Source organism: Streptomyces sp. NPDC024698 (assembly GCF_055559015.1).
In genome coordinates, this window is sequence record NZ_JBVHLK010000021.1 from 119,184 (window position 1) to 134,416 (window position 15,233).

A 15,233-nucleotide genomic window follows, 5' to 3' on the forward strand; every position below is an offset into this window, starting at 1 on the left:
TACTGCCGGGTCGACCGGTCAGCGTTGCCGGGCGTACTGCCGGGTCGGTCAGTCAGTCGTTGTCCGGCGCGCTCCAGGGCCGGCCGGTGGTTGTCTGCCCGGTGCGTCGCCGGTCAGCCCGTCAGCGTCTGTCCGTACGGCGTCATCGGCCCCGCCCGGGTGCCACGGCGGACCTCGAGGCCGGGCCGCCCCGCGCGGCCCAGCACCCAACTCGCCCCGTCCAGAGCCTTGGCGGCCTGTTTGAGGGGTGCCAGCGAGGTGGCCGCCTGCCGGTGGTCGAGCACGCTGCCGGGCGCGCACAGCACGGTGGCCAGGGACAGCGTGACGGACCGGCCGCCCACCGCCCAAGGGGTGTCGAGCACTGCCGCGGCCAGTGGGTCGAGGGTGTCGGGGTCGGCGAGAACCAGGAAGTCGTCGCCTCCGATGTGCCCCACGAGTGTCGCCCCGGCCGCCGAATGCTGGAGCATCCGTCCCACCGACCGGATCAGCTCGTCGCCGGCGGCGAACCCCGCTCCGTCGTTGACCTGCTTGAAGTGGTCGATGTCCAGCCAGGTCAGCGCGAACATCCGGCCGTCCGCGATCCGCCGGTCCACCTCCCCGGTGATGGTGTCCGAACCGGGCAGCCGGGTCAGCGGGTTCAGCCCGGCCGCCTCCTCGACCCGGCTCTCCGACAGCGCCCGTACGAGATCCGCGAGGCGGACGACACCCACGCACCGGCCGTACCGGTCGACGACCGCGACATCGTCCGACGTACGGTCCCGGTCCCCGTCCGCGACCACGTCGAGCACCTCCCACGCGGTGGCGTCGATGCCGACGGTTCGCGGCGCGTCACCCAGTTTGGCGGCCGGTCTGTCGGCGTACAGGGCGTGTCCGTAGCGCCCGGACATCGACAGCAGGAAGCGCGACCGGTGCACCGAGCGGACCGGTGTCCCGAACGGGTCCACCAGCAGGACACCGGACACGTCGGGCGATCCGGTGAGCAGGGCTCTGACCTCTCCGGCCGACGCGGTGGCAGGGAGCAGCGCCGCGGGCCGGACGAACTGCCCGACGGACGGCCCGGACCGGGGTGCGTCGCGGACCCCGGGCGACAGCGCCGGAACGTATACGTCCGCGGAGGGCCGACGGGCGGGCGGCGCGAACAGGTCCCCCTGCGCGAGCTGCGCGCCCGCCGACACCGCGGCGGCGCAGTGAAGTTCCGTCTCGACACCCTCGACGGACAGCAGCGCGCCGAGCCCTTCGCACAGCGTCCGCATCGCCCGCACCGCCGCGGGCCGCGTCAGCAGGGACACATCGAGCTTCACCAGCTCCGGCGCGAGATCGGTGAGCAGGCGCAGCGGTACGTCGCCGTCGCCGATCCCGTCCGCACAGATCCGGAAGCCCTCGCCGCGCACCGCGGCCACGGCCTCCAGCAGGGCGTGCTGCGGCACATGGGTGTACGGGGGGACGATGTCGACGGTGACCTCGCAGGGCAGCCGTCCCGCTTCCCGGACCTCGTTGCGCAGGGCGGAGAGCCGGCCGAGGTCGGCCAGCGTTCCGGCGAACACGTTCACGTGCAGGGGCAGCAGCGTCTCCCTGCGGGCGGCGGCCCGGATGGCCAACGCGGCCAGCCGTCCGTCCAGTTCGGGATCGCGGCGGGCCCGCGCCAGGATGTCGCCCGACTCCGGCCGGGCGAGTGACTCCAACGCCGCGACCCCTCCGGTCGTCAGATTGACGACCGGTTGGAAGGCGAAACGGACCATATCCGTCCAGGAGGGCACACCAGCATGGTCTCGCCAACGGCGTACGCGGGTGGGCGATTCACGAGGTGTTCACGCAGGATTCCGGGGTCGTCACAGAAGGTAGGGAATGGGGTCCGCGCGCGGCTCACGCGCTTCGGTCGTGACCGGTCGCAGCGTGCCGTGGAACCTGCGCCCGGAGAGGCTCCACGGACCACCACGCCGGCTAGCGCACCGCCACGACCGAGGAGCCGTGCCCGAACAATCCCTGGTTCGCGGTGATCCCCACCCGTGCCCCGGGGACCTGCCGGTCACCCGCGCCGTCGCGCAACTGCCAGGTCAGCTCGCACACCTGGGCGATGGCCTGCGCGGGGACGGCCTCTCCGAAGGAGGCGAGCCCGCCGCTGACGTTCACCGGTATGCGGCCGCCGAGTGCCGTGGCGCCTTCCCGCAGGAGTTTGGACGCCTCGCCTTCCCCGCAGAGGCCGAGATCCTCGTACCACTGCAATTCCAGCGCGGTCGACAGGTCGTAGACCTCCGCGAACGACAGATCCTCGGGCCCGACACCCGCCTCCTCGAAGGCGGCCCGGGCTATGGAGGCGCGGAAGGTCTCCGCGGCGGGCTCCACGGCCGCCGCCGAGTCCGTGGCGATGTCCGGCAGGTCCAGCACCGTGTTCGGATAGCGCGGCGACACGGTCGACACCGCGCGGATGCGGACCGGCGCGCCGATTCCGTGCCGGCGGGCGAACTCCATGTCCGCCAGCACCACGGCGGCGCCGCCGTCCGAGGTCGCGCAGATGTCGAGCAGCCGCAGCGGATCGGCGACCACGGCGGACCCGGCCACGTCCTCGGCCGTGACCGGCTTGCGGTACCGGGCGTTGGGATTGAGCGCGCCCAGGGCCGCGTTCTTCACCTTGACCTGGGCGAAATCCTCCGGAGTGTCGCCGTACAGAGCCATCCGGCGGCGCGCGTACAGCCCGAAGTACGTCGGGTTCGTGGCCCCGAGCACGCGGAAGCGCAGCCAGTCGGGATCGTCCGGCCGGTCCCCGCCCGCGGGCCGGAAGAACCCCTTGGGCGCCGCGTCCGCGCCCACCACGAGGACCACCTCGGCGAGGCCCGAGAGGATCTGCGCGCGCGCCGTGCCGAGTGCCTGCGCCCCGGAGGCGCAGGCCGCGTACACGCTCGTCACGCGTGCTCCCTGCCACCCCAGCGCCTTCGCGAACGTCCCTCCCGCCACATAGCCCGGATAGCCGCCGCGCACGGTGGACGCACCCACCACCGAGTCGACGTCCCGCCAGTCGATCCCCGCGTCGCTCAGCGCGGCGCGGGCCGCGGCGACCCCGTACTCGGTGAAGGGGCGCCCCCACTTGCCCCACGGGTGCATGCCCACACCGAGCACCGCCACATCACCGGTCATCTCCTCGCCCCCGTCCGTCCCGAGCCCTTCGTGCCGTGCCCTTCATGGCGTCACTCCTGTCGGCCGCCAGTGCCACGTCGTCCAGGTCGTCTCCTCGTCCTCGTTCAGCACGCCGGGGACGACCTGCACCTCCATGCCCACCGCCAGGTCGGCGACGGTGATCCCGGGAACCGCCTGGCCGAGCACCACGAGGCGCTCGGATTCCAGTTCCACAGCGATCAACGCGCAGGGTTCCCACGAGAGTTCCGGGTCGGTCACATAGGGTGACGGAGGCCGGTATCGGCTGTCGGTGTACGACCAGACGCGTCCTCGGGGGGACAGGGGTACCTCGGTCAGCTCGCCGCCGCCCTCGCACCCCGGATTGCGGCAGTGGGCGTCCTCGCGGGGGAAGAACACCGAGGCGCAGGCGGAGCACCGCGTACCGAGCAGGCGGAAGTCGTTTCCCTCCCCGGTGAACCACCCGGCGACGACAGGTGTGCGTGTGCGCGACACGGTTCCTCCATGACACTGGATCTGACGGAACGTCAGAAGTGTGTCACGGGAGGCGGGAATTGGGCAGGGCGCCCATGAGCCCGTTCGAGCCGCTCTGTCTGAGCCGCTCTGTCTGAGTCGGGCTGGCCCCCCGAGCCGGGCCCTTCGAGCCGGTCCGCTGCCCGGGTCGGTTCTTCCCGTCCGACCCGAAGACGCCCGTCCGGTGATGGACTACAGTCCGCGGCGTGTCCGAAACCCCGCACCCGCCCGCCGACTTCGCGCCCGATTCGCACTGCTCCAGCTGCGGCGCCCCCTACGGAGAGGGCATCTCCGGCTGGCCCCGCACCTGTGCCGCCTGCGGCCGGGTCGCCTACCGCAATCCGCTGCCGGTCGCGGTCGCCCTTCAGCCCGTCCACGACGACCGGGGGGCCGCCCTGGTCGTCATCACCCGGACCATCGCACCCGCGCGCGGAGGTGTGGCCCTGCCCGGAGGATTCATCGACCACCGGGAGGACTGGAGACAGGCCGTCGTGCGCGAACTCAAGGAGGAGACGGGCATCGACGCGGCGAGCGGGGACGTGCGACTCGCCGACGCGATGAGCTCGCCCGCGGGCCATCTGCTGCTCTTCGGGCTCCTCCCGGAGCGTTCTGCCGCCGAACTCCCTCCGTCGGCCGCCACGGACGAGACGGAGGGCTGGCAACTGCTGCGGCGGCCCGCCGAACTCGCCTTCCCGCTCCACACCCTGGCGGCCCGCGCCTGGTTCGAGGGGCGATACGTCTGAGCGTCAGGGACCGGACGTCCCCAGCCCCCGCACCCGTACGGGATACGAAGGCTCGCCCAGGCCGCCCGCGCCGGCCCGCCGCACCACCACCTCGTCCCCGTCCCAGCGGGACACGAGGCGTTCGGCCTCCGGTTCCTCCCAGCCGTCGCCCGGGTCCGGCACGACGAGCCCGCCTCCGGTGCCTCCCGGCGGGGGCGGCCACACCTCCAGCTCCAGAGTGCCGTCAGCGCCGCGCACGGGCAGTACCGCACCGGCCCGCACGAACACCGGAATCCGTGACACGGGAGCGTCGACCACCACCTGGGCCGGCCCCTCGTACGCCTCCCCGGTGACCGTGTCGTACCAACGCCCCCGCGGCAGCTGTATCGTCCGCCGGATCGCACCCGGGTCCAGCACCGGCGCCACCAGGAGGCTGTCGCCGAGCAGGAAGGCGTCCTCGCCGTCGCGCAGCGCCCGGTCCTCGGGGTTGCCCCACCACACGGGCCGCGCGTACGGGGCGCCCGTGCGGCGCGCCGTGTGCGCCAGCGTCATGAAGTACGGCAGCAGCCGCCGCCGTTCGACGAGGGCCACGCGCGCGTGCTCCAGCACCTCGTCACCGAACTCCCACGGCTCCCTGCGTCCGGCCCGAAGGCTCGCGTGGGTCCTGAACAGCGGGAGGTACGCCCCGAGCTGGAACCAGCGCAGATACAGCTCGGGCGACGGACTGCCGTCGAAGCCGCCCACGTCGGGTCCCGAATAGGGCACCCCGCACAGCCCGAGCCCCAGCACCAGGGACAGCGACGCCCGCAACCCGGGCCAGCCCGTGGCCACGTCCCCCGACCACGTCCCCGCGTAGCGCTGGAGGCCGGCCCACCCGGAGCGCGAGAACAGGAACGGCCGCTCCTGGGGAGCGAGTTCACGCAGCCCCTCGTAGGCGGCCCTGGCCATGCCCAGCGCGTACACGTTGTGCGCCTCGCGGTGGTCACCGCCGCGGCCGTCCAGGGCGTGCCGGGCCGAACGCGGCAGCGTCGGCTCCCCGAAGGCCGTGAACGACGTCGGCTCGTTCATGTCGTGCCAGAACCCCGCGAACCCCTGCGCGAGCCGCTCCTCGTAGAGCCTGCCCCACCACGCCCGCGCGCGCGGGTCGGTGAAGTCCGGATAGACGGCCTCGCCTGGCCATTCGACGCCTCGCACGAGCCGCTCCGAGGCGTCCCGTACGAAGGCGTCCTCGGCGAGCCCGCTGTCGTACACGGCGTTGCCCGGCTCCGCCTTGACCGCCGGGTCGATGATCGACACCAGCCGGATCCCGTCCCGCCGCAGCTCCTCGGCCAGCAGCGGAAGCTTCGGGAACCGGTCGCGATCGACGGTGAACACCTGGTGGGCGTCGTAGTGGTCGATGTCCAGATGCACGGCGTCAAGCGGCAGATCGCGCTCCTGATAGCCGGTGACGATCCGCCGCACCTCCTGCTCACTGCCGAAGCCCCATCGCGCGTGCTGGTAACCCAGCGCCCATGCCGGCGGCAGCGCCGCGGCGCCGGTCAGCGAGGCCCAGGAATGCAGCACGCGCGCGGGAGTGCCCACCATCACCCAGCAGCGCAGCGGACCGCCGTCCATGCGCAGCTCGCACGACCCGGACCGGTCGTGCCCGGAGCCGTCGCCCTCTACGCCCTCGCGCAGGGCGACGGTGCCGTCCCACGACGTGTCGTGGAACACCAGATGTGTGCCCGCGTCGGCGACGACCATCTGGACGGGCATCGTGAGGTAAAGCGGATCGTCGCCCGGCCCGAAGGCCTGTCCGGGATCCGTGTTCCACAGCCGGTACGTTCCTTCGCGCAGCCGGAGTCCGCCCGCCCGTCCGCCCAGGCCGAAGAACCGGGCGTCGGCGGCCACTTCGGAACGCTGCATCCAGCGGGCCGCGCCGCCGTCGACGGGCTCCCACCATCGGGGCGGCAGATCCCGGCGCAGGACCACTCCGCCGGGCGTGAGGACCTGGACCGCGCCGTGCCGTGAGACCGCGACCGTGACCCGCTCGGCCACGACCCGCCAGCCGCCGTCCTTGTCCGGCTCCAGGAGGGCGCGCGGGTCCGGATCGGGGCAGCGGCCCGCGAGGGCGTACGACGGCTCCGGCGCGACCGCGTCCCAGCCCCAGAAGACCGCCCCGCCCACCGTGACCATGATCCGCAGTTCGGAGCGCGTGAAGCGGACGACTCCGCCACCGGGGCCCGGCTCGACGCCGAGCACGAGACCGGGCACCCGCGCGCGCTCCGCCCCGCGCGGCGGCAGCCCGGCGGCGTCGGCACGCCGCCTGCGCCACGCGGCCCGCACTGTGAGCAACCCCTGAGTGGTACCCCCCGAGCCGACCGCTTTCACCGAACGCACCAGGTCACGACCGTCCATGCTGCTCACCCTGCCACTACCGGCGCCCGTTGAGTGCGTCGTTCAACTGCCGTTCACCTGTTGCGACACCACATCTTCATGTCGCCGACTATGTGCGGTGTGCCCTGGTAAAGAAGTCGATCACATGGCATCGTCCGTGTCAGCCGCGTGACGCGCACACCCCCGCTCGTGCGCGACCGACGCACACGACGCGCACAGTCCGGGAGCCGCCCCATGTCCACCACGAACCCCTCACCGCTCTGGCAGCCCACCACCGAGGGCATCGCCCAGGCGCACGTCACGAAGTTCCAGGCCTGGGCGGCCGACCGGCACGGAGCACCGGCCGACGGAGGCTACGCGGCCCTGCACCGCTGGTCGGTCGACGAGCTGGACACCTTCTGGCAAGCCGTCACCGAGTGGTTCGACGTACGGTTCTCGACCCCCTACGCGCGCGTGCTCGGCGATCGCGCCATGCCCGGAGCCGCGTGGTTCCCCGGAGGGACCCTCAACTACGCCGAGCACGCCCTGCGCGCCGCGGACACCCGCGCGGACGAACCGGCCCTCCTGTATGTCGACGAGACCCACGAGTCCGTCCCCGTGACCTGGTCCGACCTGCGCCGCCAGGTCGGCTCCCTGGCCGCCGCGCTGCGCGCCCTCGGCGTACGCCCGGGAGACCGGGTGAGCGGCTATCTCCCGAACGTCCCGCAGGCGGTGGTCGCCCTGCTGGCCACGGCCGCCGTGGGCGGCGTCTGGACCTCCTGCGCCCCCGACTTCGGCGCCCGCAGCGTCCTCGACCGCTTCCAGCAGGTCGAACCCGTGGTCCTGTTCGCCGTCGACGGCTACCGCTACGGCGGCAAGGAGCACGACCGCCGGGACACGGTCGCCGAGCTGCGCCGTGAACTGCCCACCCTGAACGCCGTCGTGCACATCCCGCTGCTCGGCACCGAGGCGCCCGAGGGCGCCCTGGACTGGTCTGCGCTGACCTCCGCCGACACGGAGCCCGTCTTCGAGCAGGTCCCCTTCGACCACCCTCTGTGGGTGCTCTACTCCTCGGGCACGACCGGCCTTCCGAAGGCCATCGTCCAGTCCCAGGGCGGCATCCTCGTCGAGCACCTCAAGCAGCTCGGCCTGCACTGCGACCTCGGCCCCGAGGACCGCTTCTTCTGGTACACGTCCACCGGCTGGATGATGTGGAACTTCCTCGTCTCCGGCCTCCTGACGGGCACCACGATCGTGCTGTACGACGGAAGCCCCGGGTACCCGGACACGGGCGCCCAGTGGCGCATCGCCGAACGCACGGGAGCGACCCTCTTCGGCACGTCCGCCGCTTACGTGATGGCCTGCCGCAAGGCGGAGGTCCACCCCGCGCGCGACTTCGATCTCAGCCGGGTGCGGTGCGTCGCCACGACCGGCTCGCCCCTGCCGCCCGACGGATTCCGCTGGCTCCACGACGAGGTCCGCGAGGACCTGTGGATCGCCTCCGTCAGCGGCGGCACCGACGTGTGCTCCTGCTTCGCCGGGGCGGTACCCACACTCCCGGTGTACATCGGCGAACTCCAGGCCGCCGGCCTCGGCACCGACCTCCAGTCCTGGGACCCCAGCGGAAAGCCCCTCACCGACGAGGTGGGCGAACTGGTCGTCACCAACCCCATGCCGTCGATGCCCATCCGCTTCTGGAACGACCCCGACGGCAGTCGCTACCACGACAGCTACTTCGACACGTACCCCGGAGTGTGGCGTCACGGCGACTGGATCACGGTCACCTCACGGGGCTCGGTCGTCATCCACGGACGCTCCGATTCCACGCTCAACCGCCAGGGCGTGCGCATGGGCTCGGCCGACATCTACGAAGCCGTCGAACGCCTCCCCGAGATCAAGGAGTCGCTCGTCATCGGTGTGGAGCAGCCCGACGGTGGTTACTGGATGCCGCTGTTCGTCCACCTCGCCCCGGGCGCCGTCCTGGACGAGGCCCTGCTGAACCGCATCAAGGGGACGATCCGTGAACAGCTCTCCCCGCGCCACGTTCCCGACGAGGTCATCGAAGTACCGGGAGTGCCCCACACCCTGACCGGCAAGCGCATCGAGGTGCCCGTCAAGCGCCTTCTCCAGGGCGCCTCCATGGAGAAGGCCGTCAACGTGGGCTCCGTGGACAACGTCGAACTCCTGCGCTTCTACGAGAAGCTGGCCCGAGAGCGCGGCTGATCAGCCTCCGTAGGTGGCCTCCGACTCGCCGAGCACGGCGGCGAAGTCGGAGGCCAGACGCGCCGCGTCGGCGGGCTGGAGATCCGTCACCGAGATGCGTACGCCGGGCGCGGCCGAGATCCTGAAACGCGCCCCCGCCGCGACCCACCATCCGTACGAACGCAGCCCGTTCACCACCGCAGACTCGTCCCGGACGGGCACCCAGACGTTCATCCCGCTCACCCCCTGGGCCTTCGTCCCGCGATCGGCGAGCTCGCCGATCAGCGCGGTCCGGCGCAGCGCGTACGTCTTCTCGGCACCCGCCACCAACGCGCGCGTGCCCCCGTCCGTCAGCAGCCCGTACACCGTCTCCTGGAGCAGATGACTGACCCAGCCCGACGTCAGCAGCAGGCGGCCGTCATGACGGGCCAGCGTCGTCGGATCGCACGCCGCGGCCGCCCACCGCAGGTCGGTTCCGAGGAACTTGCTCACCGTGCGCACATGGACCCAGCGGTTCGGACCGCCCGCGGTGAGCGTGTGCAGCGGCGCGCCGGCGACCGAGGACGCGTGATCGTTCTCCACGACCAGCACATCCGGCGCCTCGCGCAGGACGTCGACCAGCGCGTCCCGCCGTTCCGCGGAGAAGCCCCCACCGCAGGGGTTCTGCGCCCGCGGGCTGCACACGACCGCGCGCACCCCCGCCCGTAGCGCCGCCCGCAGGGCGTCCGGGCGGATGCCGAGGTCGTCCACCGCGACCGGAACCGTGCGCAGGCCCAGCGCCGTCACCAGGTCCAGCAGATGGTGGTAGCCGGGGTCCTCCATGGCGACCGCGTCCCCAGGACGCAGCTCGACGGACAGCAGCCGCCCGATCAGGTCCAGCGCGCCATGGGCGAACGTCACATGCTCCGCCGGGATCCCATCGGGCTCCAGCCAGTCGCGCACGGCCTCCTCCAGCCGTGCCAGCCGCGGTGTGGAGCGATGGGAGCGCGCACCGGGGGAGAGCTGCGAAGGCGGCACCAGCAGCGGGAGCAGGGCAGGATCCGGGTGCCCGCCCGCGAGATCGCGCAGCCCGTCCGGCACGCGCGGTGGCCGCCGCGATGCCACCGCGGGCGCGGCGGCGACCACGGTCCCGCCACGCCCGCGGGTCACGACGATCGCGCGTTGCCGCAGCTCCTTGTACGCCGTCGCGACCGTCCCAGGACTCACACCGAGCCGGTCGGCCAGGGCACGCACCGGAGGCAGCGCCGCACCCGGCTCCAACGCGCCCTCGGCCACGCCGCGTTCGACGGACGCGGCAATCCCCTTGGCGGTCGTACCGCTGATCGAATATTGTGCTGCCACGTTGTTTAGTATGTATCAATACATAATTTCACGCAAGGGGGAGCAGTGAGTCCGACCCGCCGCACGGCCGCATGGGCGACACGCGTACCAGGAGGCCCCGACGGCCGGAGAATGCTCTGGATCTCCCTGGTCGACCGCATCGGCAGCGGCCTGTGGGCAGCCGTCTCCGTCCTGTACTTCACCTACGTCACCGGCCTCTCCGTCGCCCAGATCGGCACCCTCGTGGCCGCGGCCGGAGCGGTCGGCATCGCGGGCGCACCCCTCGGCGGGCGCATCGCCGACCGTCTGCCGCTCACCCACGTCCTGATCGCCCTCCAACTGCTGCGTGCCCTCGCCTCCTTCGCCCTGCTGACCACCGACAACTACGCCCTCCTCCTGGCGTTCTCCGCCGCGGGCAGCTTCGGGGACCGCGCCGCGAACGTCCTCACCAAGCTCTACGCCACCCGCGTCTCGGGCCCCGACCGCGTCCGCTACCAAGCCCTCAATCGCACCGTCGCCAACGCCGGCTGGGCCCTGGGAGGCCTCGTCGCGGCAGGCGCCCTCACCGTCGGGACCACCGCCGCGTATCAATGGCTGCTCGCCGGCGACGCCCTCTCGTTCGTCGCCGTCGCCCTCGCGACCGCCCGCTGCGGCGAACCGCCCTCGGTTACCCGCACCGTCGTGACGTCGAAGGCCCCCGTCCCCGTGGCGCGACCCGACAGCCCCTGGCGCAACCGCGTCTACCTCGCCTACGTCGCCACCGAGACCGTCCTCTTCCTCGACGACGCCGTGTTCAAAGTCGGGCTGCCCCTGTGCATAGCCCACTCCGATCGTGTTCCCCACGGCCTCGCACCCCTCCTGATGGTGCTGAACAACGTGATGGTCGTGACCCTCCAGGTCCCCCTGGCCCGATTCGGCGTCGGCACGGCCGCGGCCCGTGCGCTCCTCATCCCGCTCTCCGCCTCCTTCGCCCTCGGCGGCGCGGCCATGGCACTGTCCGCCACCGGCGGGGCCATCACCGCGACCCTCCTCCTGACCGCGGCCGCCGTCCTCTTCACGGTCGCGGAGATGCTCCACGCCACCGTTTCCTGGGAACTCTCCGTCGCGCTCGCCCCGGACACCGCGCAGGGCACCTATCTCGGCGTCCACGGACTCGCGCAGGCCGTACAGCGCAGCGCCGGACCACTCGCCGTGACAGCGGCCATCGCCAGTGGCCCTCTCGGCTGGTCCCTCTTCGGTGCCGTCATAGCCGCGACCTGCGTGTTCCAGCATCGACTGGTGCGTGACCGGCTCACCCACCCCGCGTTGTCAGTGCCGCCGGTTACTGTGAGTGAGCATTGATCGACTGTGCACAGGGGGAAACATGGCGCACACCCAGCACCACACCATGCGACGCGTCCTGCGCCGCGAGATCGCGGGCACCATCGGCCTGTTGACCGACGAACAGGACTTCCGGGCGATGCGGCGCTACCGCACCTTCGCCTTCGCCGACCACACGACCTATCTCCAGCAGGTCGAAGCGCTGCTCAAGACACTCGCGGCCCAGGGCAGCCACACGACGGTGGCACTCTTCGACCCCGAGGAATACGCCGATTTCTGCGCCGCGAGCGGCCTGGAACCCGACACCCCGGCCAGCCGCACCCGCTTCACCGCCCAACTGGCGGCCACCGGCCCCACACTTCCCTACGACGGACAGCCCCTCGGCCAACTGGTCCCCGACCTCGTCGACGAAGCGGTCCGCCGGGCCACCTGGGAGTACGCGACCACCCTCCTCGCCCGCATCGGCACCTGCGCGACCTGCGGCGAGGACATCGGCCGCACCTCCTTCATCCGCGCAGCCCACCTCCTCACCAGGGTCGTCGACACCGCGAGCCCAGGAGAACTCCACCTCGTGTGCAGCGTCTCGTCCGTCCCCGACACACTCGTCGCCGTACTGCGGACCGAGGGACGCACCGAAGGCACGACCGGCCTCGACGAATCCGAGGCCCTCGAATTCACCACGGTCCTCGCCCTCGGAATCGCGACCCGGAGCGCCTGCGGACTCGTCATGCGCACCACCGCACCCGACACCACCGACCGCGTCTACGGATGGCGCCTGCGCGGAGACGACCTGGAACCCCTCACCGCAGGCGAGGTCTTCGACGCCTACTGCACCGACCTCGACTCCGGAGATCTGGTCTCCCCGGAATCAGGCGTCGACTACTGCGTACCTCCCGACCTCGAAGACCGGGGCAGGGGAACAGGGCACACGCACTGAACGCGGAAGAGGCGTAACGCGGAAGGGGCGCTCCATCCGCAGATGGAACGCCCCTCAGTACCGCCAACCGCCCACGCCCGGCGACGAGCCCTCCGGCTACTCGCCGGACAGCACCGCCTGCGCCGCGGTGCGCGCCTCGTCCGCCGTGTCCGCGGCACGCGCGGCCGAGGCCGCCCGCTCGCACTGGGCCAGCGTGTACTTCGCCAGAGTCGCCCGTACATAGGGAATCGACGCGGCACCCATCGAAAGGGAGGTGACACCCAGACCGGTCAGCACACAGGCCAGCAGCGGGTCCGACGCGGCCTCACCGCAGACGCCACAGCTCTTGCCCTCGGCCTTCGCCGCCTCGGCGGACATCGCGACCAGGTCGAGCAGCGCCGGCTGCCACGGGTCCTGGAGACGGGACACCGCACCGACCTGCCGGTCGGCCGCGAAGGTGTACTGCGCGAGGTCGTTGGTGCCCAGGGACAGGAACTCGACCTCCTGAAGAATCGAGCGCGCCCGCAGCGCGGCCGACGGGATCTCCACCATCGCGCCGAACTTCGCCCGCAGCCCGGCCGCACGGCACGCGTCGGCGAACGCCTTGGCGTCCGTACGGTCCGCGACCATCGGCGCCATCACCTCGAGGTAGACCGGCAGCCCCTCCGCGGCCTTCGCGAGGGCGGTCAGCTGTGTACGCAGCACATCGGGGTGGTCGAGCAGTGACCGAAGGCCGCGAACGCCGAGCGCCGGGTTCGGCTCGTCGGCCGGGGTGAGGAAGTCCAGCGGCTTGTCGGCGCCCGCGTCCAGGACCCGCACCACGACACGGCCCTCGGGGAAGGCCTCGAGCACCTGACGGTACGCCTCGACCTGCTTCTCCTCGGACGGCGCCTGCTTGCTGTCGTCGAGGAAGAGGAACTCGGTACGGAACAGACCGACGCCCTCGGCGCCGGCCTCCACCGCCGCCGGTACGTCCGCCGGGCCGCCGACGTTGGCCAGCAACGGCACCTTGTGCCCGTCCGAGGTGGCGCCCGGGCCGGTCGAGGCGGACAGCGCCGCCCTGCGCTCGGCCGCAGCCGCTGTCAGCTGCGCCTTCTTCTCGGCGCTCGGCTCCACGAAGATCTCACCCGTGCTGCCGTCGACCGCGACGACCGTGCCCTCGGCGAGTTCACCGGCGCCGGGCAGTGCCACGACGGCCGGTACACCCAGGGCACGCGCCAGGATCGCGCTGTGGCTGGTCGGTCCGCCCTCCTCGGTGACGAAGCCCAGGACCAGGGTCGGGTCGAGCAGCGCCGTGTCGGCGGGCGCGAGGTCACGCGCGATCAGGACGTAGGGCTCGTCGCTGTCCGGGACGCCCGGCATGGGCACGCCGAGCAGCCGGGCGACGATACGGTTCCGCACGTCGTCGAGGTCGGCCACGCGTCCGGCGAGGTACTCGCCCGCGCCGGCGAGCAGCGCGCGGTAGGCGGCGAGTGCGTCGTAGACCGCGCGCTCCGCCGTGCTGCCGACGGCGATCCGCCGGTTCACGTCCGCGGTCAGCTCGGGGTCCTGGGCCATCATGGCCTGGGCCTCGAGCACGGCCTGGGCCTCGCCGCCCGCCAGATTGCCGCGTGCAATCAGGTCGGCCGCCACGTCCTCCACGGCCTTGCGGGCACGTGCCTGTTCGCGGGCCGCGTCCTCCGGGGGGATCTGCTTGGCAGGCGGTTCGAGAACCGCCGTTCCCATGTGCCGAACCTCGCCGATCGCCACACCGTGGCTCACGCCGACGCCTCGCAGCGTTGTCTCCATCTCACCCGTCTCCGAATAGTGCGACGCGTACCGCCGCCGTGATCGTTGTCGAACGCGCCGTCCAGGACAGCGTCGATGTCACTGCCAGCCGAAGAGCGCGTCGCCGGCCTTCACCTCGCCGACCTCGACGACGTCCGAGAGGGAGTCGGCCGTTGCTTCGAGGGCCACGACCGGGCAGATGGGGGACTTGCCGGCCGCCTCGACGGCGGCGGGGTTCCAGCGCACGATGCTCTGGCCCCGGGTCACGGTGTCCCCCTTGTTGACGAGCAGCTCGAAGCCCTCACCGTTCAGCTGCACCGTGTCGATGCCGAGGTGCGTGAGCACGCCGTGGCCCTCGCCGTCGACGACGACGAACGCGTGCGGGTGCAGGGAGACGATGACTCCGTCCACGGGAGCGACGGCTTCCGAGGGCTCACGCTCGGGGTCGATCGCCGTGCCGGGGCCGACCATCGCTCCGGAGAACACGGGGTCCGGTACCGCGGCGAGTCCGATGGCGCGTCCTGCAAGAGGGGACGTCACGGTGGTCATGGAAAGCCTCCGAGGGGGGTGGAGATTCATACGGGCCGTCACTGCCTGTCCCGGACAGGACACTGTTGAGCAGGGTATGTCATATGAAGTGCCGGTTCCGCGCGAGAGATCCCGGTTGGCGCCGTAGGGGACAGGGCAAACGATTTGCGCCCGCTCCCGCACCCCATGTAGAGTCGTACTCCTGCTTGAGGCTGAGCGGCGTGACCAAGGCGTCGTTGCCCGGCAGCACCCAACTTGTCAGATCCTATCTCGGGGTCGCCTTCCGCATGTCTGCGGGACGGTGGTCAGCGAGACGGAAAAGGACTGATAGAGTCGGACTCGCCGGAAAGGGAAACGCGAAAGCGGAAACCTGGAAAGCGCCGAGGAAATCGGATACGGAAACGGTCTGATAGAGTCGGAAACGCAAGACCGAAGGGAAGCGCCCGGAGGAAAGCCCAAGA

11 protein-coding genes are annotated in these 15,233 nt (G+C 71.7%); 4 read left to right on the top strand and 7 right to left on the bottom strand.

The window, feature by feature from the left end; all coding sequences use genetic code 11:
- Positions 1–113 precede the first annotated feature (113 nt).
- From ACZ4AA_RS31795 to ACZ4AA_RS31805, 3 genes are all read right to left on the bottom strand, one after another.
- Complete coding sequence (locus ACZ4AA_RS31795) at positions 114–1,757, bottom strand: EAL domain-containing protein (RefSeq protein ID WP_467610428.1); 1,644 nt, start codon at positions 1,755–1,757, stop codon at positions 114–116.
- A 184-nt stretch (positions 1,758–1,941) separates the two neighbouring features.
- Positions 1,942–3,132, bottom strand: a complete 1,191-nt coding sequence (locus ACZ4AA_RS31800; RefSeq protein WP_467610430.1) for a lipid-transfer protein — start codon at positions 3,130–3,132, stop codon at positions 1,942–1,944.
- Between the two features lie 42 nt (positions 3,133–3,174).
- On the bottom strand, positions 3,175–3,624 hold the full coding sequence (locus ACZ4AA_RS31805) for a Zn-ribbon domain-containing OB-fold protein (RefSeq protein ID WP_467610432.1): 450 nt from the start codon (positions 3,622–3,624) through the stop codon (positions 3,175–3,177).
- A gap of 224 nt (positions 3,625–3,848) precedes the next feature.
- Here ACZ4AA_RS31805 and ACZ4AA_RS31810 point away from each other — a divergent pair, with 224 nt between their 5' ends.
- Positions 3,849–4,385, top strand: coding sequence for an NUDIX domain-containing protein (locus ACZ4AA_RS31810; protein ID WP_467610434.1), 537 nt, complete (start codon positions 3,849–3,851; stop codon positions 4,383–4,385).
- Positions 4,386–4,388: 3 nt separating this feature from the next.
- On the opposite strand, the gene ACZ4AA_RS31815 is transcribed toward ACZ4AA_RS31810, so the two are convergent.
- Complete coding sequence (locus tag ACZ4AA_RS31815) at positions 4,389–6,761, bottom strand: glycoside hydrolase family 31 protein (protein ID WP_467610436.1); 2,373 nt, start codon at positions 6,759–6,761, stop codon at positions 4,389–4,391.
- A gap of 213 nt (positions 6,762–6,974) precedes the next feature.
- Here ACZ4AA_RS31815 and ACZ4AA_RS31820 point away from each other — a divergent pair, with 213 nt between their 5' ends.
- Positions 6,975–8,942 (top strand): acetoacetate--CoA ligase, encoded by a 1,968-nt coding sequence (locus tag ACZ4AA_RS31820; protein WP_467610438.1) that lies wholly within the window; start codon positions 6,975–6,977, stop codon positions 8,940–8,942.
- Here ACZ4AA_RS31820 and ACZ4AA_RS31825 read toward each other — a convergent pair whose 3' ends face one another.
- Positions 8,943–10,262 carry an aminotransferase class I/II-fold pyridoxal phosphate-dependent enzyme gene (locus tag ACZ4AA_RS31825; RefSeq protein ID WP_467610440.1) on the bottom strand — a complete coding sequence of 440 codons (1,320 nt, stop codon included), beginning with the start codon at positions 10,260–10,262 and terminating at the stop codon, positions 8,943–8,945. It abuts the gene before it with no gap.
- Positions 10,263–10,373: 111 nt separating this feature from the next.
- Between ACZ4AA_RS31825 and ACZ4AA_RS31830 the strand changes: the two genes are divergently transcribed.
- A complete protein-coding gene (locus ACZ4AA_RS31830) occupies positions 10,374–11,582 on the top strand; it encodes an MFS transporter (protein ID WP_467610442.1) in 1,209 nt (402 codons plus the stop codon).
- A 22-nt stretch (positions 11,583–11,604) separates the two neighbouring features.
- Positions 11,605–12,498, top strand: coding sequence for a hypothetical protein (locus ACZ4AA_RS31835; protein ID WP_467610444.1), 894 nt, complete (start codon positions 11,605–11,607; stop codon positions 12,496–12,498).
- Positions 12,499–12,594: 96 nt separating this feature from the next.
- On the opposite strand, the gene ptsP is transcribed toward ACZ4AA_RS31835, so the two are convergent.
- Positions 12,595–14,265: a phosphoenolpyruvate--protein phosphotransferase gene (gene ptsP, locus ACZ4AA_RS31840; RefSeq protein WP_467610446.1), complete on the bottom strand. Its 1,671-nt coding sequence runs from the start codon at positions 14,263–14,265 to the stop codon at positions 12,595–12,597.
- Between the two features lie 78 nt (positions 14,266–14,343).
- Complete coding sequence (locus tag ACZ4AA_RS31845) at positions 14,344–14,793, bottom strand: PTS sugar transporter subunit IIA (RefSeq protein WP_467610448.1); 450 nt, start codon at positions 14,791–14,793, stop codon at positions 14,344–14,346.
- Positions 14,794–15,233 lie beyond the last annotated feature (440 nt).

Bases quoted from the DNA above. Each gene is read 5' to 3' on its own strand.
- ACZ4AA_RS31800 (WP_467610430.1), bottom strand. From the start codon at position 3,132: ATGACCGGTGATGTGGCGGTGCTCGGTGTGGGCATGCACCCGTGGGGC.
- ACZ4AA_RS31815 (WP_467610436.1), bottom strand. From the start codon at position 6,761: ATGGACGGTCGTGACCTGGTGCGTTCGGTGAAAGCGGTCGGCTCGGGG.
- ACZ4AA_RS31820 (WP_467610438.1), top strand. From the start codon at position 6,975: ATGTCCACCACGAACCCCTCACCGCTCTGGCAGCCCACCACCGAGGGC.
- ACZ4AA_RS31830 (WP_467610442.1), top strand. From the start codon at position 10,374: ATGCTCTGGATCTCCCTGGTCGACCGCATCGGCAGCGGCCTGTGGGCA.
- ACZ4AA_RS31835 (WP_467610444.1), top strand. From the start codon at position 11,605: ATGGCGCACACCCAGCACCACACCATGCGACGCGTCCTGCGCCGCGAG.
- ptsP (WP_467610446.1), bottom strand. From the start codon at position 14,265: ATGGAGACAACGCTGCGAGGCGTCGGCGTGAGCCACGGTGTGGCGATC.
- ACZ4AA_RS31845 (WP_467610448.1), bottom strand. From the start codon at position 14,793: ATGACCACCGTGACGTCCCCTCTTGCAGGACGCGCCATCGGACTCGCC.